The sequence below is a fragment of the Methanosphaera sp. genome, assembly GCF_022768985.1.
Classification (GTDB): Archaea; Methanobacteriota; Methanobacteria; order Methanobacteriales; family Methanobacteriaceae; genus Methanosphaera.
Window position 1 is genome coordinate 113,959 of sequence record NZ_JALEKL010000009.1, and the last position, 25,142, is coordinate 139,100.

Consider the following 25,142-nt stretch of genomic DNA (forward strand, 5'->3'; position numbering starts at 1 on the left):
CTTAAAATTACTTAATTAATTATGGTTAACTATATTAGTTATATCAAATTAATATTGTTATCAGTGTATAAAAGAAATTTTAATAATTATCAACATTAATTAAAAGGTTTTTCAATGCACTAAAAAAGGAGTTATATATGATGAAAAATAAAAAGATCTTTTCATTATGTATGATGATTTTTATAATTTTGATTTGTATAACGGCAGTAAATGCACAAGAAACACAAAACAATAACACACAAACAACAATAGAACAACTAAATAATACAACAGCAGACATACCAACACTAGCAACTGATGATAATATAGATAAATTATCATTAAAAGAACCAACGACGGTATCAAAACAAACTGAAACTAAAAATATAAAGCAGAAAAAAAGTAGCAGTACAGATAAACAATCAACAACTACTACTACAACTAAATCTGCTAAAGAATCAAAAGACAATATAACTCAACAAGACGATAATGGAAACATTAAAGTTCCAACAACAAACAAACAAATCAAAACTGACTCAGTAAAAGTAATTAAAACCGAAAGCACCAAGTATAATATACAAGGTAATGTAACTTGCGTATTAAACAAAACAACAGGAAAATATGTTGGTGGTGAAGAAGACGGTTACGGAGTTAAGGATGCTAAAGTAACACTTTATGATGCAAAAGGTAAACTCATAGCTACAACAAAATCAGATGAAAAAGGTAATTATATCTTTAGCAAACTAAATCCAGGAAAATATAAAGTAAAATATGAATATGGTACATATCTTGCAGGTGATGAAGAAATAACAATCACCAATGAAACAGTTCTAATGAACCATGTATTTATACCAGATATAGTATTTATAACATCAAGTCAAGGACTAGAAGAGGGACAATATAAGAAGATACAAATTCTTAAAAGTTTAAGTGATCGTATCTTGTTCCTTGAATCATACAACCTAGATAGTACATATGATACATCTGCACATTGGATGCTAGATTATGCAAACTTCATACTAGTTGACATGTACAGCCAAGGACTTGGATTTGGAGTAGATCCTAACCTTATACGAGACTCTCCAGCTTCCAAAAATCATATGATAGCATATACCTTTGGTATGTATAATGATGCTATGCTACTATCACTTGGATGGGGATATCTAGGAAATAACCCACATTCAATAGAAAATACATATATGGGTTCATATTGGCAAGCAGAAGCTACCAAAAATGAAACTGTAACAAGAATTAACATGCAAAATATGCTTGACTATATCAGATTCCTTCTTGGAGAAACTGACATAAATCCTACACTTGTAGGTAATGGACCAAGAATGCCAGGACCACAATGGGGTGTATACTACCCAGGTTATACAAGAACAGTTCCATCACCAGATGCAGAGTTAATTAATAAATGGATTCATATAGATCCAGGATACAATGCAGATGGTGCAGGAAGTCTTAACTGGATGACAAACTATTATAACCACTGGATTGTTGAACATCAAGATCCAGTCGAGTTACTTCAAAACTTCGAAACATGGTATAATAAGAATGTAAATCTTAAAGGTCCATTTGTTGTAATTATAAGCTACTATGAAACTACAGCAGAAGTAGAAGCATTAATTAAAGAATTTGAAAAACAAGGTAAACCAGTATTTTGTTTATATCAGTATGCTACTACAACTCCATCAATGACCGAATTACTTGAAATTGCAGCAACAAAAGGTTTAAAACGTGGAATTAGTGCTGGAAGTTCACTTTATGGATGGTCAACATCATATTCAACAATGAATACAAACACAACTGTTAATTCATACCTAAAAACTAACATAACAATACTAAATGCACTATCAGGTATTAGTAAAAAAAGTTATGAAAGTGAATATGGACCACAATCAGAATGGACATACCAAGTTACAATTCCAGAATTTGAAGGTATTATTGGACCTATTCCAATATCATATATTGATGATGATGGAAAAACAGTAATTATAAGTGAAAGTGTTAAAAAACATGTACAGCTTGTAAAAGGTTGGGCAAATCTTAAAGAAAAGAAAAATTCAGATAAAAAAATTACCATTATGGTTTATGATTATCCACCAGGAAAAGCAAACATAGGTGCATCATATCTTGATGTATTTACAAGTACACATGATTTACTTGTACAACTTGCACTCCAAGGATATGACCTAGGAATGGATATTAAAGATATTCCTACAGCAGAAGAATTAACTACAATGATGATTGATGCTGGTAACAAAGGTGGATGGGCACAAGGTTTCCTTGAAAAATATATCAAAGAAAACAATGCTACAATCACTAAAAATCATCAACTTATCAGTAAATCTGAATTTGAAGTAATGTTTAATCAACTACCTAAAAACTTACAAGATCAAATGATAAAGTCATGGAATACAGGTCTTGGAAATGGATCAATGATCTATAACAATTCATCAATTCTTATTCCAGGATTCTATCTTGGTAATGTTTTCATAACATCACAACCTGCAAGAGGTTGGGATTCAGTAGCTGATTACCACAGTGATACACTTGCACCACCACAACAATATGTAGCCTTCTATAAATACCTATACCAATACTTCCAAGGTGTTAAAGGATCAAGTACAGATGCTATAATAAGTATGGGTACACACGGAACCCTTGAATGGCTTCCAGGACGTAATCTTGGACTTCAAAGTAGTGATTGGACCTTCCAATTAACAGAAGTACCTATTATATATCCATACATTGTATCTAACCCTGGAGAAGGTATGACTGCAAAAGAAAGAAGCTTCGCTCAAGTTATTACACACATGACTCCTGTAACAACAGCTTCAACATTATATGGTGAATACTCACAACTTAGTGATGCTATATCAAATTATGATAATAACAAAAAAATTGGTGATGAAAGCAACATGGCATACTACAAAGAGTTAATATTAAATATTACCTCAACAAATAGTAGTTTCCCAACAGCAAACTTCCTTAAAATGCAGGAAAACATCACACAATATAAGTATGCACGTGATATGAACGATATAATGCTCATGGAATTAAGTAAAAGTTCAATCTTTAACTTATCAGAATCACTTAATAAATCCATGTATCAATACTTCAACTTCACATTACATAACCTTACATTTGATGAATACCTAGATAAAATGTATACATATGTAACAAGTCAAGAAGCATTTGAAGCATGGCTACAAACATTACATGAAAAACTTGAAAGTTTAAGTGGAGATACAATAACATATGGTGTACATACACTTGGATATGTATGGAATGATACAGAAATGGTTCAAGGTATAAAAACCATTGCATCTTCAAGAACAGAAATACTACAACATATCATGGAACTCTACTATCAAATAGATGGAGATTACTATAAAAAGATTAAATCAACAAGCTTCCTTGAACAACAAAAAAACATAGAAGCAACACTTGAAAATATAGTAACACGTCTTGTAAAAGATACATCACTTGCTATGGTAAATACTATTGCAGGAGAAGTAAACCAGAAACAAGGCAGTCCATTTTATGAAGATCTTCTTCAAATTAAAGGATTAATTGAAGGAGTACGAGATAACATGGAATGGAATTCCATACTTGGAGCATTAAGTGGTGGATATGTACAACCTGGTCTATCTGGTGATCCAGCATTATCAGATGTAATTCCTACTGGTAGAGCAATGTATTCAAGTGATACATCAAAAATGCCAAGTAAGGCTGCATGGTCAACAGCAGTAAAAACTGTTGATGAAACATTAATTAAATACATGAGAGACTTAGGTGAAGACACATATCCTGAACTTGTTGCAGAAGTAATATGGGGTACAGAAGTACTTCGTACAGAAGGTGTAAGTATTGCTCAATTCCTATACCTACTTGGAGTAAAACCTGTATGGGATCAAAGTGGAAAAGTAACAGGAATTGAAGTAATGCCACTAGATGAGCTTACACTCACAGTTGATGGTACAGTATATCAACGTCCAAGAATCGATGTATTTGCAACAATTGTTACAAATAACCCTCAATGGATAGGATTAATGTATAATGCAACACAACTTGTAAGTAAGTTAAATGAAAGTGTAGATGACAACTATGTCTTAAAACATCTTGAAAAGAACAACTCCACCTATAGACTATTTGGACTTAACGGTCCAAAACTTGAAGGTACAGGAGTATCAGATCTTCTAAACAACATTGCATCCTGGCAAAACTCCTCAGATGGAGTAAGTTATGAGGCAGCAAGTGTATATGAATCAAGAATTTCAAATGCTTGGACTGTTGATGCAAGTGGAAACATAGTTGTTAAACCTGCAGAAAAAGCAGCATTTGTATATCTACTTTCACACGTTGATCTTGTTATACAAAACCTTGACAGTACATGGAGATATCTTGACTCAGACGATTATACTGACTGGTTTGGAGGATTACTAAATGCAGCAAATGTACATGGAGCAGTACCAAATACAATGTTACTTGATATACGTAATAAAAATAACGTTGTAACAAACACTATTTCACAAGAGGTAAGTAAAGAAGTAATGGGTACAATTACAAACCCACAATGGTTACAAGCTATGACATCCTCAATTGGTGGATGGAACCAGCTATCACAAAACTTTGAAAACCTTATAAAATCAATCTTTACAACCCAGAAATATGCTGAAGATGAAAATGGTAAAGCTATCCATCAAACAAACAAAGGAAATAATACAGGACTTATAAGTAATGAATTATTTACCAATGTTGTTAAAACTGTTGTATATAGTGACTACCTCGTAGCAGATGCTGACTATAAATCATATGCTATGCAATCTATGACTGGATGGGCAATGACATTAGCAATGAATAATTATTGGAAAACAAATGACAATAAGCTAATGAAAGACTTAATCCAGAAATATGTTGATGGTGCAAATAAATATGGAGTTGCATGTTGTCACCACACATGTGGTAACGTAAACTTGCATGAATGGATTTTAAAAACAGGTTCTCAATTTGGTGTAAAAGGTTTAGAAAGATACTCACAACAGTACTACTCAGCTACAAAAACAGGTACAGTTCTTGGAACTGGTGACTCTGGAAATGGAGCTGGTTCAGGTTCTGGTGGAGAAGGTAACGGTACTGGTAGCAATGGCGGTACTCAAATTGGTGACTCAAGTTTCCAAGGATATGGAGATAATGGAGTATCAGATCCTAATTCTCAATATCAAGGTTCAGGATCTTCATCATCAGGAAGTAGTAGCAGTGCAGCTATAAGCCAGATGACAGGTCAATCAGGACAAAGTAGTGGAAATGATAAACCTAACTCTGGTAATAATACTGGTAATAATACCGGTAACCAAACATCAAATGGAACAAATGGAAATAGTACAGGCCAAAATGCAACAAATGGTACCAGCAATGGTAACAACAATGCTAATGGTCAAGCAAACAATAACCAAGGAAATGCAACAGGTAATGGAGATAAAACAGCAGGTGAATCACCAGCATCAGATGAAGCAGCATCAGCAGCTGAATCATCATCTTCACAAGCATCAGCAGCTTCAGCACCTGCTGGAACTACAAGTGCAACAGCAACAGTTCTAGAAGTATCAGCTTCTGGTGGACAGAAAGCATCATCTCAGGCTGAAATTTCACTCGGTTATCTTATTGCAATCGTACTACTTGCATTAATATTCCTTACAGGATTCCTTAAAAGAAATCCTAGGGATGGATAATTGAATCAAATTATAAATTACATCATACTTTGAAAGAAAAGTTAATTTAAAAAAATAAAATCCCCCCATTTTTTTATTTTTTTTATTTTTTTTAGTGTATATTGAATAGTGATTCCTAAAAATATCTCTATAAAATAAAAAAAATGATTTCTAAAATAATGTAAATTTTTTTTAATATCCTCACCACAAAAAAAAGTAGTAGTCTAATTTTAATAATAATTTAATAATTAATAATTTAAATAAAAAAAAAGAGGTTGAAAGAAAAGAACAACTTATAGTGTTTTTTGTTGCTCTTCAATTTTCATAGTTTCATAGTATTCTTCAGCTTCAGGTTTAAGTGTGAAACTATAAGTGTTTTGTTTATGTTTTTTAACTACTTGCTCTATATCACTAGGTTCTAATTTAAAGAATTTCATATGTGTTTTAATTTTATTTAGGTGTTTGTATTCAAATTTATGATAAAGTTAACTTTCAAGTATGAATGCTTTACCACTATAGATGAATACATGAATATAATTTAAATTTTATATTTTAAAAAAAAGGGGTATTGAGGTGGTGAAGTTATAATTTATATTTCTATAAGTTTTCTACTTTTGGATATAATCGTTGTGCATTTTCTTTGTACCAGTTTACTGTTTGCTCCATTGCATCTTCAAATTTCCATTTTGGTTCCCATCCAAGTTTTTTTGTTTTTGATGCATCGAGTGAGTATCTTCTGTCATGTCCTAGACGATCATCTACGTGTTTTATGAGACTTTCTGGTTTGTTTAGTTTTTCAAGTATTAGTTTTGTTATTTCGAGGTTGTTTTTCTCATTTCCTCCACCAATATTGTATACTTCTCCTATTTTTCCTTTGTGTAGTACTGTGTCTACTCCTGCACAGTTGTCTTCTACATAGATCCAGTCTCGTACATTTTTTCCATCCCCATATACTGGTAGTGGTTGGTCATTTAATGCTTTTAGTATAAATAGTGGTATGAGTTTTTCTGGGAATTGTCTTGGTCCGAAGTTGTTACTGCTTCTTGTTATTATTACTGGTATGTCATATGTTTTGTAGTATGCACTTACTAGCATGTCTCCTCCTGCTTTACTTGCAGAGTATGGACTTGATGGATCTATGTTATCTGTTTCTTTAAATGATCCTTCCTGTATACTACCATATACTTCATCTGTTGATATTTGTATGTAGCGTTCTATGTCGTATTTACGTACAAGTTCTAGTAGGTTTTGTGTTCCTAGTACATCTGATTTTACAAATGATGCTGGGTCTTCTATTGATTTATCAACATGTGTTTCTGCTGCAAAGTTTACTACATAGTCTGCATCTTTCATTGCATCTGCTGCATCTTTTTGTGATGCTATATCTCCTTTTATAAATTTAACATCTACACCATCAAGGTTTGCCATGTCTCCTGCATATGTTAATTTATCTAGTACTGTTATTTCATAATCATCGTATTTATTTGCTATGTAGTGTACAAAATTTGATCCTATAAATCCTGCTGCACCTGTTATCATTATTTTCAAAATAAGTCACCCTGTCTTTTTATTAGTTTATTATAGTTATTTATCTTTTAATTTATTAAAATAGATTATTATGAATATTTTTTTATATCTGAATTTATTATATCTTTTATTATGAAATTTTTTATAACAGGTGGTAGTGGTTTACTTGGTCAGAGAATTGCTACTGTTGCAGATAATAATGATGAAGTTATTTTAGCTCATAATTCTAATTGTATGGATAATAGTGTTAAATGTGATATTACAGATAAAAGTCAGGTTGCTGATGTTATTGGTGGATCTGATTGTGATGTTATTATTCATGCTGCTGCTATGACTAATGTTGATTTGTGTGAAGATGAAGTTGACATGGCATATGATATTAATGCTAATGCAACTGGATATATTGCTCAAACTGCAGAAGATATTGGTGCTAAGGTAATTTATGTTTCTACTGATTTTGTATTTGATGGTGAGGTTGGAAATTACACAGAAGACGATAGTGTTAATCCTCTTGGTATTTATGCAAAAAGTAAGTATGAAGGTGAGGTTATGCTACAGAAGTATTCATCTAACTGGGCTATTGCAAGGGTTAGTGTACTTTATGGTTGGCATGAGCGTAATAATTTTACTACTTGGCTTATTGATGAGTTAAGAAATCATAATAGTGTTAATATTGTTACAGATCAGATTAATTCTCCTACCTATGCTGATAATGCAGCAGAAGCTATGTTTGCTATTGCAAAAAGTGATGTTAATGGTATTTTCCATACTGCTGGTAATGATCTTATTAGTCGTTATGATTTTGCACTTAAAGTTGCAAGTGAATTTGATCTTGATGAGAGTTTAATTAATCCTATTACTTCTGATAAGTTTATTCAGAAGGCTCCAAGACCTCGTGATTCTTCTCTTAATGTTTCTAAAATTGAAGATGTTCTTGATTTTAAAATGGAGACTTGTTCTGAGTCTTTAAGACGTATGGCTGATTGTGAGAATTTATAGGTAATATTTTTTGTGATCATAGTATGTAACCGAAAAGTATATATACTATGATCACTAAACTTTATAATAGTTGCTATAGAGTGACATAGTAACATGCATTGGAAAATCCATCCAAAGTATAAAAACTAATTTTTTATATATGCGGGGGTGGTCGAGCGGTCAAAGGCGATAGGTTGAGGGCCTATTGAGGTAGTCTCTTCGCGGGTTCGATTCCCGTCTCCCGCACTTTACAATTTAAAAACTAATTTTAACAAATTTTTATTTTAATATTTATTTTCTCTAAAACTTTTAACAAACTTAATCTAAATTTTTTAACAATAACTAATTCTATAAAAAAAATATTTTTTCTTACTAATTTAAGATAACAATCTAAAATAATATAGTTTAATTGAAAAAATACAACAAATAAACTAAATATTTCTAAATTTCTATAATAAATACACTTTTATTAATAAAATCTATAATATTGTTAAAAGATAATATAATAACATCAAATTAAGAAAGTAAGAATTTAGATAAAACTGTTAAAGGTGAACTTAAATGATAAAAAATAAAAAAACCTTATCATTTCTATTTATCCTACTTTTTTTATGGTAACAATCACAGCAGCAACAGCAGCTGATGATAACACTACAACCACTACCACTACTACTGTAGATGCAACACACAACACTGATATAGTAGCAGATGAAAGTGTACAAACAACCACAAAAAGTAGTAATATAAATAAAGAAATAAAAAAATCTGAAAATAAAAAAGTCGAAACTAAAGAAGTTGAAACTAAAAAAAGTAATAATGATAATATAAAAACAGAAAAAAAAGACAACGAATATACAGTTGAAGACTACGCTGGACTTATCGAAAAATTTGAAGAAATAAAACAACAAACAACAGGAGACAGCGCAACAATCAACATTGATGGAGGATACTGGGGACTTGAAGATGGCTATGAATTATTAAACTGGACATCATCAAACAGTATTAAAACATTAATAATAAATGGAAACAACAACAGAATAAGTATGGACTCTAAAGGTATATTTATGAATGTTGGAGATGGTTTCACAGTATATCTTAATAATATAAGATTTAAATATGGATACACTCCTAAAACCGTTTCAGTAATTAACAACTCAAATGGACATATATACATGGAAAATGTAACTTTTAGTGACTGTAGAACTGATGGTATAGAAGATACTGGATTAATTTACCAGACAGGAGATAATGCAACACTAACACTTACTAATGTTTCAATGGATAATTCATGTAAAGGATCAATCTATGCTCTTGGTGGATCTGTAAATTTAATTAATTCTTCATTTATTGACAATAAAGAAACAGATGATACATATGCACAAGGTAGTAGACGATACAACATGATTATTGGTGAAAATGTAACATTTACATTAACAAATACCATTATAAGCTATGAAGTTAAACCATACGGTGATACAACAAGAGTAAATTTAATGTCACCAGTTAATTATAAAAAACTAACAAGTAATGATAATGTAACATTTATTGATAATGGAGTAGCACTAACTGATCCTGTTGCAATAGATGATGGATTTGTAAATACAACACATGAATTTGGAGAAAGTGTTGCAGATCCACATATAATTGAAATTAACTACCCTGGATTAACAGGTAATGCTACAAACAGCTCAATTAGACTCATAATTAAAGCAAGTATTGATGATTACATACAAATTCCATACACAACTACAGTTGAAGGAGTTGAAGTTACAACAACAGTAAAACTTTATGATAAACATGGAAATCCAATAACTGAAGATCTTCCAGTAGAAGTATTTATAACAGACTACAATGGACATGAATATAGATTACCTTCCATTGTTAAAGATAGTCAACTTTCATTTACAGTAACAGATAATGTAGATGCAGGACATTACACAGGATTTGTAAATACTCAAGCAACAGATATATATTCATCACATTCATTTAGTGCAGTAGTTGATGTAACACCAGCAAATGTTAAAATTACAGAAATAAGTGATGATATAAAAACAGCATCAAAACTTAATGCAACAGTAAGAGTTCAAGATGACAATCAAACACTAATTAATGGTGGATATGTAATCTTTAAAATTAATGGTGTAACACTAAAAGATGAAAATAATAAAACAATACAATCAGATGTAGTAGATGGTATTGCAAAACTTACAGAATATGAACTTAAAGGCAGATACAATACTGGAGATTATAAACTTGTAGCTGTATATAAAAATGGTAACGTTTCAAAAGAAGCTAAAAGAAGCTTTACAATTGAAAGAACAGACCTTGACTATTACATGGAACTTCCAGAATACACAACAAAAGCACTTACAAATACAACAATAGAATTAAATCTAACAGATGAATTTGGACAACAAGTTTATGGAAAAACAAAAGTATCAGTAAAAATAGGTGGAAAAACAGTAGTTGAAGCAGCAGAAGTAATTGATGGTAAAGTTAACATTACAGTTAACACAGAAAAAATGAAATGTAATGACTACTACATGGAAGTAATTATAGCAGGAAATAACAGATATAATGAACGTAGATTATACACATATTTAACAATTATTATACGTGATGCAACAATTGAAATAAGTCCAATTAATACAACAACAAAAGGAAATATTACAGCAAATATAACAGTTAAAGATGACGATGGAAAACTTGTAAATGGTGGATTTGTAATTGCTAAAGTTAATGGTAAAACATTAAAAGATGCAGATGGAAATACATTAAAATTCAATGTTGTTAATGGAAAAGCAGAAATAAATACAGCAGTTGCAGGTGGACTTAAAGCACAAGACTATGATCTTGAAGTTGTATATTCAAATGATAAATACTTCAACAGAGCATCAGAAATTTCAAAACTTAGCGTTGTAAAAACAGATATTAAAGATTTAGATATACCAAATGTACCTATAAATACTAATAAAGGTGAAAATACAACAATAGTTACACAAGTATACGATGTATATGGTAATGCTATTGAAGGAAAAACAAAAATAGCAGTGAAAATTAATAATAAATCAGTACAATTTACACCTAAAGAAAAATATATCATGAATGGAAATCTTAACATTACAATAGATACCAGTAATATGGGTGCTAAAGAATATACTATAGAAATTATACTTGGTGAAAATAATTATTATAACACCAAAAAATCTACAGTTGCTTTAAATATAACAGAACCAACTAATGTATTAGAAAGTAGAATTTAATTCTACTTTACATAACCTCCCCTTTTTTATTTAGAAAAAATATTTCTTTTTTTATACTTTTATTGTAACTTTAAGATCACAACTATTTTTAAGATCATCTACTAGTTTTTCATCAAGATCTGCTGCAGCTTTATCTGCATTTATCATGAGTGTTCTGCTACATGTAAAGTTACTTTTTCGACATACCATATCTGATGGATGATTGAGTGTTAATTTTTCTGATCCATAGCCTACGATTTTATCTTCACTATTTGGTGTTTGTAGTATTATTTCAATTTTTGTGTTATCTGTCATTATCTTTTCTCTTATTTCAGTTGGTATATCTTCTAGTGTTGTCCTGCTTGCCACACCTACTATACAATCTCCACGTGGTGTTAGTGTTTTATCTGTTGTTATTTCAAATGTTGATTTATGTTCTGATTTTACATTTTCATGTCCTTTTGCTATAAATGAAAATTCCATACTTAATCTACCGTCCCTTTAAAGTTTTTATTTTATATAATTATATTTTTATATTTCCTTATTTAATAATAAATTATTATGAAAGATGAAAATATAGACATTCCAGATAAGGGTAATTATTGTCTTATTATTGAGATGAAAAATGATACCACAATTAAAGTTGGTGCAAAAGGAGATATAGATTTTAGGAGGGGATTTTATGTTTATGTTGGATCTGCTCTTGGAAAACTTTCAAGTCGTATAAAAAGACATCTATCAGATGATAAGAAAAAACATTGGCATGCTGACTACCTTCTTTTAGATAAAAATACAAAAATACATCAGGTGATATACACCTATTGTACTGAGAAGATTGAATGTAGTATTGCAGGTGAAATTCTTAAAGATAGCTCTGATTATATTAAAGATTTTGGATGTTCTGATTGTAAATGTCCTAGTCATTTATATTATTTTAATACTTATGATGAAGCTCTAAGAAGTAGTATAAAGTCATATGAAAAAATAGGATACACAGCATATAAATGGTATGAATAAATTAATTCAAAAAAAAAGAGTATGGTGTGAGGATTTTATACATATGAAAAGAAGAAATCCTCAAATTCCTCAACACCCATAGGTTTAGGTGTTGAAATATCATCATTTTCCATGATATCACAAATTAACTTACGATAAATGTCAGCTTGTTGAGATTCTGGGAATGATTCAATAACAGTCTTTGCCTGATATTCACTTTTTTGTACAAGATCAGATCTTGGAACAACACCAATAACACGACTTGAAATACGCTGTGCAAATTCAGTGACAATTTCAACTTCACGATCAACATTACGACAGTTACAAATTACACCACCAAGCTTACCATTAAGTTTTTCAATACCTTTTGCAATGTTATTTGCAGCATAAAGTGACATGTACTCACCACTAGTTACAATATAAACCTCATCAGCATACTCATCACGAAGAGGTACACTAAAACCACCACATACAACATCACCTAAAACATCATACATTACAACATCAGGATCATCATCAAATGCACCAAGCTTATCTAGAAGCTGCATAGCAACAATAACACCACGACCAGCACATCCAACACCAGGCTCTGGACCTCCTGATTCAACACAATGAGTATTATTATATCCATCAAATTCAATATCCTCAAGTGAACAGTTACGATTTTCACGCATTGTATCAAGAATTGTAGGTATACGTTCACCTACAAGTGTACGTGTTGTATCAGCCTTAGGATCACATCCAATAACAAATGTTAATCCATCAAATGCTGCTGCCATATTTGAAACAGTTGTAGATTTTCCTATTCCACCTTTACCATAAATTGCAATTTTCTTTAAAACCATAAACTTAATCCTCCTTAATATCTTTTTTTAAGTATACATGATCATTTTCACGAACTAAATTATCAACCTTTATTCCAACAAGTCCAGAATCTATAGTTTTAATATTTTCACCATCAACTTGCATTGATTTTACAGATTCATTCACACTTCCTGTCTTATTTCCCTGAATTATTATTTCATCACCAACAGATAGTTTTGACCATAACTTTATTTCAGCAACACCTACTTTTTTATAGTAATTTGTAACCTGTCCTATGTCAATTTTTTTATATGTTGCCTTATTATCAAAGCTCATCTTTTTAGGAACACGGTAGTAAAATCCAGTGTCAAATCCACGATTAAATACAGATGATAGTTCTTCCATCCATCCTGGTAGTAGTTGTTGTGATTTTTCATTCCAAAGTTCCTCTTCATATAACTTTATTGCCTCATGATATGTATGTGTAACAGTTGCAACATAATCTGCAGCACGTGCACGTCCTTCTATTTTAAAAGCATCAATACCAGCATCTATTAGATCATCAACATGTTCTATCATACACATATCACGTGGACTTAGAAGTCTTGAATGTTCAATACTATTATTTTCAGGTTGAGTTAGTATTAATTCTTTATCTTCTGTTGATGATAGTTTCCATTCCTGACGGCATGGTTGCAGACATTCACCACAATTTGCATTACGATCATAGAAGTATGAACTAAGGAAGCACCGCCCTGATATTGCAACACACATTGCTCCATGAATAAATGTTTCAATTTCAATTGGTGAATTTTTCTTAATTTCTTTTATCTGCTGTAGTGATAATTCACGTGAAAGTACAGCACGACTAATTCCAAGATCCTTATATAACTTTAATGCTTCTGTATTTGTTGTATTTGCCTGTATACTAAGATGAAGTGGTATTGATGATTTATTTGCAATATTAATCAATCCCATATCTGAAATTATCAGTGCATCAACATTGAAACTTTCAAGCTTTGGAAGTTGACTTTTAAATAACTCCACTCCCATATCATCTACAATAGTATTTGTACATACATATAATTTTACATCATGATCATGGCAAATATCTACATAATCTTTTATTTCATCAACTGCTATATTTGCTACATTTGCACGCATATTATAGCCTTCAACTCCAACATAGATACTGTCAGCTTTATTGTTTATTGCAGCCATGAGTGATCTTTTATCTCTTGCTGGTGCTAGTAATTCAACCATAAAAATAATAACTCCTTAATTAAAATTATAAGCTAAAAATTATATAAAAAAAATAAAATTTAATAAAAAAAAAGAAAAGAAATTTTTAGAATCTAGAATTCATCTTCTAGTTCTTCTGGTATAACAGTTGGATAATTACCTGTAATACATCCTAAACAAAGATCATCATATGGTGTTCCTATTGCATCAACAAGTCCATCAATACTAATATAATGTACTGAATCTACACCAATTGCATCTCTGATTTCTTCATTGGTCTTACCAACTGCTAAAAGTTCATCTTTTGTTGCCATATCAACACCATAATAACATGGTGATATAATTTCAGGACATCCAACAAGAAGGTGAACCTCTTTTGCTCCAGCTTTACGTAGCATTTTTATAATACTTTTTGATGTTGTTCCACGTACAACACTGTCATCTATTACAATAACACGTTTATCTTTAATTTGTGATGTTACTGCATTCATTTTAAGTCTTACAGCAATTTCTCTATCTTCCTGTGTTGGCATAATAAATGTACGTCCAACATATCTGTTTTTAATTAATCCTTCAGCATATGGTATTCCTGATTTCTTCGCATATGCTAGTGTTGCAGGTATTGATGAGTCAGGTACTGCAATTACAACATCTGCATCTATTGGATATTCTTCTGCAAGCTTTTCTCCAACTTTTAATCTTACATCATATACACTTTTATCAAATATTGTACTGTCTGGTCTTGCAAAGTATAAGTATTCAAACATACAATTTGCTGTATGATCAGGTGTATCTAAAAAGTAGCTTGTTTCATTTCCATCTTCATCAATTTCTAGTATTTCTCCAGGTTGTAGTGTACGAACATAATCTACACCAATTGAATCAAATGCCACAGTTTCTGATGCTAGTACTGTGAATCTATCATCCATACCAAGTGATAATGGCTTCATTGCCAGTGGATCACATATTGCATATAGTTTTCCATTTAATAATAATACCAGTGCATATGATCCTATTAACATTCCACATACACTTTTAAGTGTTGCAATTATATCTTTTGTTTTAGGATATTCTCTGAGTATTAAATGACAGATAACTTCAGAATCAGTATTTGACTTAAATTTAAATCCATCATCAATTAACTGTTTTCTGAGTATTTCTGAATTTACAATGTCACCATTGTGTGCCATTGATATTTGTAGATGTTCTGTTTCTTCAACAAATGGTGAACAATTTTCATGGGATGATGTTCCTGTTGTTGAATAACGTACATGTCCTACACCCATATGTCCATTTAAAAGTTCTACTATATTATCACTAAATACATCAGCAACAAGTCCCATACCTACATGAGTATTTACTATACCATTTTTTATAACACTAATTCCTGCTGATTCCTGTCCTCTATGTTGAATTGTATGTAACCCTGATAATATCCAAGGTGCAACTTCAACATTTTCATCAGGAGAATATATTCCTATAACACCACATTTATCTTGCAAATCATTTTGCACTTTATGTCTCTCCATATCTTATCTTTAAAAAAAAATCTAGGTTTAAGTATAATTATATTTTTATTTTTAACAATACTTATAATTTTAGTATATAAAACATGACTAAAACTTCAGTTAATAATAATAATAAAAATTAGTTAATAAAAAGAAATGATTTTAAGACTATAAACTATAAAAAGGAGGTTAAGGGGTTGTGGAGTATTTACTTATAATAAGTTTTCTCCAAGTTTCTGTGCTCTTTTTATTTGTTCATCAGATAGACTATTTGGTTCATTAACATCTCCAAAGCATTCAATATCCATAATTTTAAATCCAAGTGATTCAAATCCTTTTGCTGCAAGTTCTGCAGATGCTCTGAATTCATCTTCATCTGCTATTTCTTGTGTTGTTATTATTGAAAACTTCTTACCTTTATATTCTTCTGGAAATGTTGAAAGATAGAATGCATATAGTCTATCAATAAATATTCTAGTTATTCCTGTTAGGTCAAAGAAGTATATTGGTGATGCTAAAACTACTCCATCACATTCTTTAAGTGCACTATATAGCTGTTGCATGTCATCATTTACTGGACATTCACCATTGTGTGATTTACAATAGTCATCTCCTTGACAGTCTGCTATATTCATCTTTGTTAGATCAAAGATTTCAACATCAGCACCATTATCTTTTGCTACATCCAATGCTAGATTTAATGCTGTTGTTGAATTACTTCCTTTTCCTCTTGGACTGGATGTTATACCTATTATTTTCATGTGAAATCACATGCTGGTTTATAATAAGTTTTCTCCGATTTTTTTAGCTTTTTCTACTTGTTCATCAGTTAAGCTGTTTGGTTGGTTTCCGTCTCCAAATGCTTCTACATCTACAACTTCAAAGCCTATTGTTGCAAATGCTTGTGCTGCAAGATCCATTGCTGCTTTAAATGCACTTTCATCAGGCATTCCTTGTGTTGTGATGAGTGAGAATTTTTTTGCACCGTAGTTTTCTGTAAATGGTGTCATGTAGAATGCATATAATCTGTCGATGAATGCTCTGGTTCTTGCTGTTAAGTCAAAGAAGTATATTGGTGATGCAAGAACTAATGCGTCACATTCTTTGATTGCTTCATATATTGGATCCATTCCATCTTTGATTGCACATTCATCACCGTGTGCTTTACAGTAGTTATCTCCGTGACAGTCTGAAATTTCCATTTCTGCTATGTTGAAGATTTCTACTTCTGCTCCTTTTGCTTCTGCTGCATCTAATGCTGTTTTTAATGCTATTGTTGAGTTACTTGCTTCGCCTCTTGGGCTTGATGCTATTCCTATAATTTTCATTTAAAATCACCTATTATGTTTATACATTGTTAAATATAGTATTTAAATATTATGAATGTTTAACAAACCTAAAACACTTAAAAGAACAGTAAATACTAAAATAATCCCTAAATTACCCTTATTTGATAAAAAAATATATTGTTAATCATTATATCATATTTAAAAAGAATATTATGACTATAAAAAAGATAATACAAACTTTCTTAAAAAAAATAAGAAATATTAAAATTTCCTTAAAAAACTTCAATATATACTATAAAATACAAATATAATATTATTATAAAAGATTCAAATAAAGAAAAAAGGAAACTTGAAAAAATGAAAGTAAACTATGAATGTGCACCATGTATGATGAGACAAGCATCAGAAGCAATAGAACATGCACTAGATGATGAAGATAAAAGAATGCAAGTAACACTAAAAATACTAGAATATTTAAATGAAAACTTTAAAGAAAATGTACGATCAAACAAGCTAGGAACAGATATGCATCATGAAATAATGAAACTAACAGACAACAACGACCCATACAAAGTACTCAGAGAGATGGGAAATAATGTTGCAGAAAAACTCATACCTTCAATGAAAAAAGTATTAGATGATGATCCAAGCTTTGCAAACTATGTGCAAATAGCAGTAGTAGGAAATATAATAGACTTTGGTGCTCTAACTCAGGATACTGATATGGAAGCAATGATAAAACAACAACTAACACAACCACCAGTAATAAATGATATAGACAAACTAGATGAAGCACTAAGAAATTCACAAAACATACTATATTTAGCTGATAATGGTGGAGAAATAGTATTTGATAAATTATTAATTGAAAAAATAAAACAAGACTACGATGTAAATATAACACTTGCACTAAAGGAAAATCCTATACTTAACGATGCACTACTACCAGATGCACAGAAACTTGAACTTGACAAGTATGCAAAACTAATAACAACAGGTGCAGCATCAGTAGGAGTAGTTGAAGACTACATATCAGATGAACTTAAAGAACTTATTGACACATCAGATATTATAATAAGTAAAGGTATGGGAAACTATGAAGGACTAACAGAGATGAACATAAAAACACCAGTATACTTCCTTCTTAACACAAAATGTCAAGTAATATCAGATGATGTTGGTGTACCACTTAAAAGTAATGTTGTAATAAAAAGAGATCTATCAGATAACTAGATTCATATATTACCTCTCCCCACCTACCATTTTTATATTAAATCTAATTTTTTTCATAAAAAAATAGTTCATGACATATAGATATCATGCTAAAAAAAGAATAAAAAAAGGGTGTTATGTGTTGAAGGTCATTTTTATGCTTTTGGATTTGTTGTTGTATTTAAAACATCGCTAAATTCTAGATCTGCTTCCCATTTATCTTTACATGCACATGTAAATTCTTCAAGTTCTTTTGTAACTTCTTGTTTAAGATTTGATTCAATTATAAGATTTTTAAGTTTTGAGTTACATTTTTTACAATTATATGGGCCACGTCTTGTTCCAAATCCTGCTGTATCCATTATCATTGGAATGTCAACATTTGCACGTACCTGTTTTATTATTTCAACTGTTGTCCATATCCATGGTGGATTGTATGATCCACGTTTCCAGAGTGAATCCATTAGTGTTCCTCCATGTACTGTTGCAGGACAGTATGCAAGACGTTTTACACCTACATCTTTTGCATATTGTGCAGATTGTACTGCTTCATTTAATGCATCTTTTTCAGATAGAAGTATTGGTTTTACAAGAAGATATGCTTTAGCACGTACATCATAATCTTTTATTGAATTAATTTTATTTACTGCATCTTCAAATGACTTATTTGTAATTCCCTTATTAATATTATTAAGACGTGTTTGTTCATTTGATGTTTCAAGACCTATACCAATTTCAAATATTTTATCAGGTATTAGTGATGCAAGATGAATAAGTGCATCTTCTTCTATAAATTCAGGTTTTGATTCAACAATTACCTCTTTTATGTTATCATACTTATTAAATTCATTGAAGATATGATCTTGTACATTTTCTGCAACTTCATTTCTATTAAGAAAACTACCTGATACAAAGAGTTTTATTGCAACATTTTCATGTGATGTAATATCTGTCTTTTCAAGTTGACGATTCCATTGTTCATCAAATATTTCAATAAGCTGATCATCACTAATTGGACAAAGTGGTGAATCTGCAATATAACTACACATTGTACATCCACCAGTATCTACAGCCCATTGACATCCACTTGTTGGAAGAACAATAAAGATTGTATATCCAACAGAATCATATAATCTATCTTCTCCTGCCCAGCTTGCTGCATACTTATTTATTGGCTTTTTATCTTTTTTACGTTCTCTTTTATTTTTAATATTTTCTATTGCATTTTCTCTTAATTGTTTATTTATCTTTTGTATCTGCATATTAACTCATAAACCCCTATTATATTTATTTCATATTTTTATTTAGAATGATGCCAGTACATCCTCTAGTAATCTTAGTGAATTTAGCCTATCTTTTCCTATTGGAGAACCTACAACAAATTCATTAATTCCAATATTTTCAAATAACTCAATTTTCTCCATTATATTTTCTGGATTTCCACATACAGCAAATGCATTACACATATCATCCGTTACAAGGCTTGCTGCCTTTTTAAAGTTATGACTTGCAAGGGCAACATTAATATCATCTGCAATACTTAGTGGTATGTTATGACGCTCTAGCACTACACTTGGTGCTCCTGCTATAATAAATGCCACAACTACCTTTGCATTATTATATGCTTTTTGCATGTCATCTTCAATACTACATGCTGTATATGCTGCATAATTAAATTTCTTATCCTTATTTGCTGATTTTTCAATTCCCTTATTTATCAGTGGTATTGCAACTTCAAAGTCTTTTTCATTTGATGCATTAATAAGTGCACCATCTGCAACTTCTCCTGAAGCTTCAAGCATACGTGGACCTTGTGCTGCCATATATATTGGAATATAGTCTTGAACCTTACTTATACCACTAAGTGATGCTTTATTATCATTTATCTTATCACCATCAACAAGAGATCTGATAGTTCCTATTGCATCTTTAACAGTTGACACAGGCTTATTCCATGAAATATTTAATGTTTCCATTGTAGCCTTATCACCAGGACCTACACCTACAATTGCACGACCATTTGATATTTCATCAAGTGTTGCAGTTGCAGCTGCAATTGTAACAGGATTACGTACATATGGATTTGACACACCTGATCCCATCTTAATTGTTGATGTTTCATGTGCAATAATTGCAAGTACTTCAAAAACATCACGATTATTATAATGATCTGTAATCCATACATTTTCAAAGCCAATATTCTCTGCTACCTTAACAACATCAACAACATCACCTATTGGCTCATTTGGAAGTAGTTCTAAACTAAATTTCATCTGATTTAATCCCCTATTTTTTAGTTGAATATAAAATTAATTAATTTTTAATAAATTTGATATAGATTTATTAATTATTAGAAAAATAATTTTTATTAATAAATACTATGTTTTACTTAACATATAATTTTTAATAACAAAATATACTAAAATTTAAGAAAAAAATTGAATTTATAGGAGTGTAACAATTTATATGAAACAAGAAAATTGGCTATTAAACAATATTATTGACACAGATCAATGTGCAAAATGCGGAACTTGTACAATACTATGTCCAAATAATATACTTACATTTGAAGATGTGCCAACTCTTACAGATAAATGTCTAAGAAATGGACGTGGAACATGCCATGAAGTATGTCCAAGAGTATCATCATCAAAATATCAGATACAAATCAGAGAAAAACTAGAAGATCACAGATATACAACACCACTAAGCTATGATGATGCACTAAAAGCTATAATTAAAACACTCATGGATAAAGATGAAATAGATGGTGCAATAATTGTAGGTGAAGACCACTGGAAATCATTATCACTTGTTGTAAATGAGCCAGGAGAACTAGAAGTTGAAGAACACACACATAACTACTACCAATCTCCTCTTGCAGCACTAGAGCATATGGGAGAAATTGACCTTGAACGTGTAGCAATAGTAGCACTTCCATGTCAAATACAAGGATTTAGAAAAATACAATACTTCCCATATATTGCAAAACATGAACTTGAAAAAAGTCTCAAAGGTCATAAGCCTGTAAAAATACCACAGATAAAATATCTGATTGGTCATTTCTGTACAGAAAAATATGATCATGGAAATATGATGGAAGTTCTAAGAAGTGAAGGAATTAATATTGAAGATGTAAAAAAATTCAAAAGAGAAGTTCCAAAACTTAAAGTTGAAACAGAAAATGACACATACACACTTCCACTTAAACCAATTGCAATGAATGAAGGATGTAAATTATGTAATGACTATGAAGCTAACATGGCAGATATTTCAATAGGTGTTGAAGGAAAAACAACATGTATTAACATACGAAAAGATGAACTTAACTACTTCAAAGACATACTAGATTTAACAGAAGATACAGAAGATCTTCCAAAAACAAGACATGAACATAAACTTAACAGATTCATGGTAAATGTTACAAAAAGACAAGATGAAGGAAAACCAGTATCATACTACTGGATGGGAGACTATCCTGGTGTTGGAAAACAGATGGATGGAAATCATTTCATACGTCTTAAAGCAGGAAAATCAGGATGGTATACACACAGACAACTTGAAGATATACTAGATATATCAAAAAGATATGATCTTGAAATTAAAATTACAACACGTGGAGCATATGAACTTCACAATGCAAAATCATCCATGGTACCTGTAATTATTGATGATCTTAAAAAACGTGACCTGGTATCAGGATCTGAAGGACCACTTCTCAGATCAACAATTGCATGTCCTGGAGATAAACACTGTAAAATGGGATTAATTGATACACTTGCACTTTCTGATAAAATTGAGGAAAAATTTGCAGAATATCCAACACCATATAAATTTAAAATTGCAATATCAGGATGTCCAAATAAATGTGTAAGACCTACAATACATGATATTGGTATTATGGGAGTTGTATATTCAACAGTAAATGCTGACATGTGTGTAAATTGTGGACGTTGTGCTGAGGTATGTAAAGTTGATGCAATAGACTTCACAGATGTTGCAGTGCCAAATAGTGATATATGTATTGATTGTGGTAAATGTTATCGTGCATGTCCAAATAATGCAATTGAACTAGATCATATGGGATTTGAAGTATTCCTTGGAGGTAAAAGTGGACGTGAAGTTGTAGAAGGACGTAAAGTTGATATTAAAGATGAAGATGAACTATTTGAATTCATTGAAAAAGTATTAATTTTATACAATAAACTCGCTGATATGCCACAAAAAGAAAGAGTTGCAGATACAATTAAAAAAGTTGGATTTGACAACTTCATAGCTCAACTTGATGATATAAAATTATAAAATAAGAAAGATATCTTCACCCTCCCCATAACCACCTTTTTTATGAGAAGACTAATTTTTAAAAATAGAATAAATTTTTTTTTGATAAAAATATTAAAAAAAAATAAAAAAAAAGAAAGTTAAATAACCTTAGAAATAATTCTAAAATGGTAGTTCTATGTATCGTTTATGATTAGTACAACTATACCAATTTACAATATTTCCAAAGCTGTTACGTTTTGATGTAGCATCACATTTATACCATTTACCATCTATATATACTTCTGCCCATACGTGTCCTGTTACAAGTCCACTTGAGAAGTAACATGTTGCATGGTTATATCTTGCTGGTATTCCAAGTGTACGCATCATTGCAATAACAAGATTTGACATATCACAACAGTTACCATATCCACGACTTAATGTACCTTTTGCACCATAACGTGTATTATAATATCCACTATATGATGTTCTATCACGTACATAGTTAAATATTGCAACTGCCTGGTTATAGATACCTGTAACACCAGATATTGCTGTATGTACTGCTTGTTTTATTGCAGAATCATTTACTTCACAGTTTGCTGTTCTTTTTACATAATCCTCATATCCCTCAGGTACAGGATATGGTTCATCTCCAGCTGAAAATGAAAGTACAGTTCCATATGCAGAACATATTCCATGATTTGCAATATATGCTACAGCTCTTGTATAGAAATAGAATGCATCAGCAAAGTCCATAACTTTACCATTTACTTCAAGAGTTCTTGGAGCACGTCCATTTTTAGCATAGCATTGAACTATTTCATTTGCAAGTTTAATGTAGTCTTCTTTGTATATTTTTTCATTATTACAATTTGTTTTTGATGTAACACCATTATCAAATCCTGCTACACAGAATGTTGAATTATCAGTATATACCTGACATAACATGTAGAGGAAATCCTCAGGTGATACATGGTCATCTGGAAATGTTACATAGTTTGGAAGTTGTCCCCATTTTTCAATGAAAACTTTTGTATCATTTGCTTTTCTGAGAACATCAGCATAGGAATAGTTTGCTACCCTTGATTGTACTCGAAGAGTTGATGTTGCATTTGATTGTGTTATATAACTATTACCTGAGTATTTTACTGTAATATTATTTATTACATTAGATAATGCATCAGTATTTGAATATACAACTTTTGCTTCACCATTTGATACTTTTACATTGTCAACTGTTTTTCCATTTACTTTAAATGCTACAGTTCCTGTATTTATTTTATTATTTTTTGAATCTAAAATTTGTGCAATTATTGTTACTGCACTACCTTTTTTTGCAAAAAATATGTCATTAATTATTATTTTTGAAGAACTTCTAAAGACAGCATTTGATGTCTTTGAGTTTTCATTAGTATATGAAGTTTCACCAACTTTAAGCATAAGTGAGTATTCTCCACTTGATGGTGCTGTGTAGTTAAGTGCTACTACTCCATTTTTTACTCGTGTTGAACCTATTGTTTTACCATTTAACTTAAATACAGCTGGTGCATCAGCTAGGATACGTCCATCTGTATAGTATACATTAGCTTTAAATTCAACATTACTATTTCCATCTTCTGAATATGATGGTAAATCAATTACAATGTTACGCTTTTGTAGTGTTAGTGTTGAAGTTGTAGAACCTCCATATGTTGAATCTGTTTCTCCAACTTTCACTAGCATTTCATAATCTTTTGATGTCCAATTTGGAATTTCAAGATAAAATGTAGCGATTCCATTGATTACAGTAGTTCTTGATTTTGTTATTCCATTGATTTTTAGCACTGATTCAGGTCCTGTTACTTTACTTCCTGATGTTGTTTTTACTACTGCATTAACTTCTATTGTTTGATTACTTACTGTTTTTATTGGATCTAGTTGTATGTTTATGTCTGATTTTGATTGTGTTGCTATTTGTTTTGCTGTGGCTGTTTTTTGTTGTTTTGTTGTATTGTTTGTAGTTTGAATTGATTCAGTTTTTTCAGATTTTATGCTTACATTATCATTAGATTCAAAATTTGATTTTTTTAATGAATTAACATTATATGATGTAATATCATTGTATGATGAGTGATCATAATTATCAGATGTTACTGTTGGCTGTTCATCTAAAGATAATGTAGTGTGATTAGATGAATCTGCTGCTACAACAGTTCCTGCTCCGATAAATAATGTGACTAAAAAAATCAAAAATAAATGAGCCTTAATCTTACCGCCTCCATAATAAACCAAAATATGAAATATTATTTAATTTTGACTAAGTAAGGTATTTACACCTTTATATTCTGATTTTTTTTTCTAAAATTTGTTTTTTGATAATCAATTCTTTTATCTATAGTCATT

17 protein-coding genes and 1 tRNA gene are annotated in these 25,142 nt (G+C 30.8%); 7 read left to right on the plus strand and 11 right to left on the minus strand.

The features are described from left to right. Positions 1 to 188: 188 nt before the first annotated feature. Positions 189 to 5,717 (plus strand): cobaltochelatase subunit CobN, encoded by a 5,529-nt coding sequence (locus MRZ80_RS03830; RefSeq protein WP_292536325.1) that lies wholly within the window; start codon positions 189 to 191, stop codon positions 5,715 to 5,717. Between the two features lie 272 nt (positions 5,718 to 5,989). Here the strand turns inward: MRZ80_RS03830 and MRZ80_RS03835 are convergent, their stop codons facing one another. Then, positions 5,990 to 6,133 carry a hypothetical protein gene (locus MRZ80_RS03835; RefSeq protein ID WP_292536326.1) on the minus strand — a complete coding sequence of 48 codons (144 nt, stop codon included), beginning with the start codon at positions 6,131 to 6,133 and terminating at the stop codon, positions 5,990 to 5,992. Between the two features lie 160 nt (positions 6,134 to 6,293). Further along, positions 6,294 to 7,247 (minus strand): dTDP-glucose 4,6-dehydratase, encoded by a 954-nt coding sequence (gene rfbB, locus MRZ80_RS03840; RefSeq protein ID WP_292536930.1) that lies wholly within the window; start codon positions 7,245 to 7,247, stop codon positions 6,294 to 6,296. A 108-nt stretch (positions 7,248 to 7,355) separates the two neighbouring features. On the opposite strand from rfbB, the gene rfbD reads away from it, so the two are divergent. The 3 genes from rfbD to MRZ80_RS03855 all read left to right on the plus strand — a co-directional run bounded on the left by rfbD (position 7,356) and on the right by MRZ80_RS03855 (position 11,464). Further along, complete coding sequence (rfbD, locus tag MRZ80_RS03845) at positions 7,356 to 8,222, plus strand: dTDP-4-dehydrorhamnose reductase (RefSeq protein ID WP_292536327.1); 867 nt, start codon at positions 7,356 to 7,358, stop codon at positions 8,220 to 8,222. A 141-nt stretch (positions 8,223 to 8,363) separates the two neighbouring features. Continuing rightward, positions 8,364 to 8,447: transfer RNA gene (locus tag MRZ80_RS03850), tRNA-Leu, on the plus strand. Positions 8,448 to 8,812: 365 nt separating this feature from the next. Next, positions 8,813 to 11,464 carry a hypothetical protein gene (locus tag MRZ80_RS03855; protein WP_292536329.1) on the plus strand — a complete coding sequence of 884 codons (2,652 nt, stop codon included), beginning with the start codon at positions 8,813 to 8,815 and terminating at the stop codon, positions 11,462 to 11,464. A 51-nt stretch (positions 11,465 to 11,515) separates the two neighbouring features. Here MRZ80_RS03855 and MRZ80_RS03860 read toward each other — a convergent pair whose 3' ends face one another. Continuing rightward, complete coding sequence (locus MRZ80_RS03860; RefSeq protein ID WP_292536331.1) at positions 11,516 to 11,926, minus strand: DUF371 domain-containing protein; 411 nt, start codon at positions 11,924 to 11,926, stop codon at positions 11,516 to 11,518. Between the two features lie 78 nt (positions 11,927 to 12,004). On the opposite strand from MRZ80_RS03860, the gene MRZ80_RS03865 reads away from it, so the two are divergent. Then, complete coding sequence (locus MRZ80_RS03865; protein ID WP_292536332.1) at positions 12,005 to 12,460, plus strand: GIY-YIG nuclease family protein; 456 nt, start codon at positions 12,005 to 12,007, stop codon at positions 12,458 to 12,460. Positions 12,461 to 12,495: 35 nt separating this feature from the next. Here MRZ80_RS03865 and cfbC read toward each other — a convergent pair whose 3' ends face one another. The 5 genes from cfbC to MRZ80_RS03890 form a co-directional block, all read right to left on the minus strand. After that, a complete protein-coding gene (gene cfbC, locus MRZ80_RS03870) occupies positions 12,496 to 13,284 on the minus strand; it encodes a Ni-sirohydrochlorin a,c-diamide reductive cyclase ATP-dependent reductase subunit (protein ID WP_292536333.1) in 789 nt (262 codons plus the stop codon). Between the two features lie 4 nt (positions 13,285 to 13,288). Next, positions 13,289 to 14,506: a peptidase U32 family protein gene (locus MRZ80_RS03875; RefSeq protein WP_292536335.1), complete on the minus strand. Its 1,218-nt coding sequence runs from the start codon at positions 14,504 to 14,506 to the stop codon at positions 13,289 to 13,291. 92 nt (positions 14,507 to 14,598) lie between these two features. Next, positions 14,599 to 16,014, minus strand: a complete 1,416-nt coding sequence (gene purF / locus MRZ80_RS03880; RefSeq protein WP_292536337.1) for an amidophosphoribosyltransferase — start codon at positions 16,012 to 16,014, stop codon at positions 14,599 to 14,601. Positions 16,015 to 16,205: 191 nt separating this feature from the next. After that, on the minus strand, positions 16,206 to 16,754 hold the full coding sequence (locus tag MRZ80_RS03885; RefSeq protein WP_292536339.1) for a flavodoxin family protein: 549 nt from the start codon (positions 16,752 to 16,754) through the stop codon (positions 16,206 to 16,208). An 18-nt stretch (positions 16,755 to 16,772) separates the two neighbouring features. Then, the gene (locus tag MRZ80_RS03890; RefSeq protein ID WP_292536341.1) at positions 16,773 to 17,321 is read right to left on the minus strand and encodes a flavodoxin family protein; all 549 of its coding nucleotides are present in this window, start codon (positions 17,319 to 17,321) and stop codon (positions 16,773 to 16,775) included. 318 nt (positions 17,322 to 17,639) lie between these two features. Between MRZ80_RS03890 and MRZ80_RS03895 the strand changes: the two genes are divergently transcribed. After that, complete coding sequence (locus MRZ80_RS03895; RefSeq protein WP_292536342.1) at positions 17,640 to 18,515, plus strand: ARMT1-like domain-containing protein; 876 nt, start codon at positions 17,640 to 17,642, stop codon at positions 18,513 to 18,515. Positions 18,516 to 18,649: 134 nt separating this feature from the next. Here MRZ80_RS03895 and MRZ80_RS03900 read toward each other — a convergent pair whose 3' ends face one another. Beyond that, the gene (locus tag MRZ80_RS03900) at positions 18,650 to 19,756 is read right to left on the minus strand and encodes an archaeosine biosynthesis radical SAM protein RaSEA (protein WP_292536344.1); all 1,107 of its coding nucleotides are present in this window, start codon (positions 19,754 to 19,756) and stop codon (positions 18,650 to 18,652) included. A gap of 42 nt (positions 19,757 to 19,798) precedes the next feature. Then, entirely contained in the window at positions 19,799 to 20,767 is a 969-nt protein-coding gene (locus tag MRZ80_RS03905; protein WP_292536345.1) for a 5,10-methylenetetrahydromethanopterin reductase, read from the minus strand. A gap of 193 nt (positions 20,768 to 20,960) precedes the next feature. On the opposite strand from MRZ80_RS03905, the gene MRZ80_RS03910 reads away from it, so the two are divergent. Continuing rightward, on the plus strand, positions 20,961 to 22,796 hold the full coding sequence (locus tag MRZ80_RS03910) for a Coenzyme F420 hydrogenase/dehydrogenase, beta subunit C-terminal domain (RefSeq protein ID WP_292536346.1): 1,836 nt from the start codon (positions 20,961 to 20,963) through the stop codon (positions 22,794 to 22,796). A 141-nt stretch (positions 22,797 to 22,937) separates the two neighbouring features. Here the strand turns inward: MRZ80_RS03910 and MRZ80_RS03915 are convergent, their stop codons facing one another. Continuing rightward, entirely contained in the window at positions 22,938 to 24,989 is a 2,052-nt protein-coding gene (locus MRZ80_RS03915; RefSeq protein ID WP_292536347.1) for a transglutaminase domain-containing protein, read from the minus strand. Positions 24,990 to 25,142 lie beyond the last annotated feature (153 nt).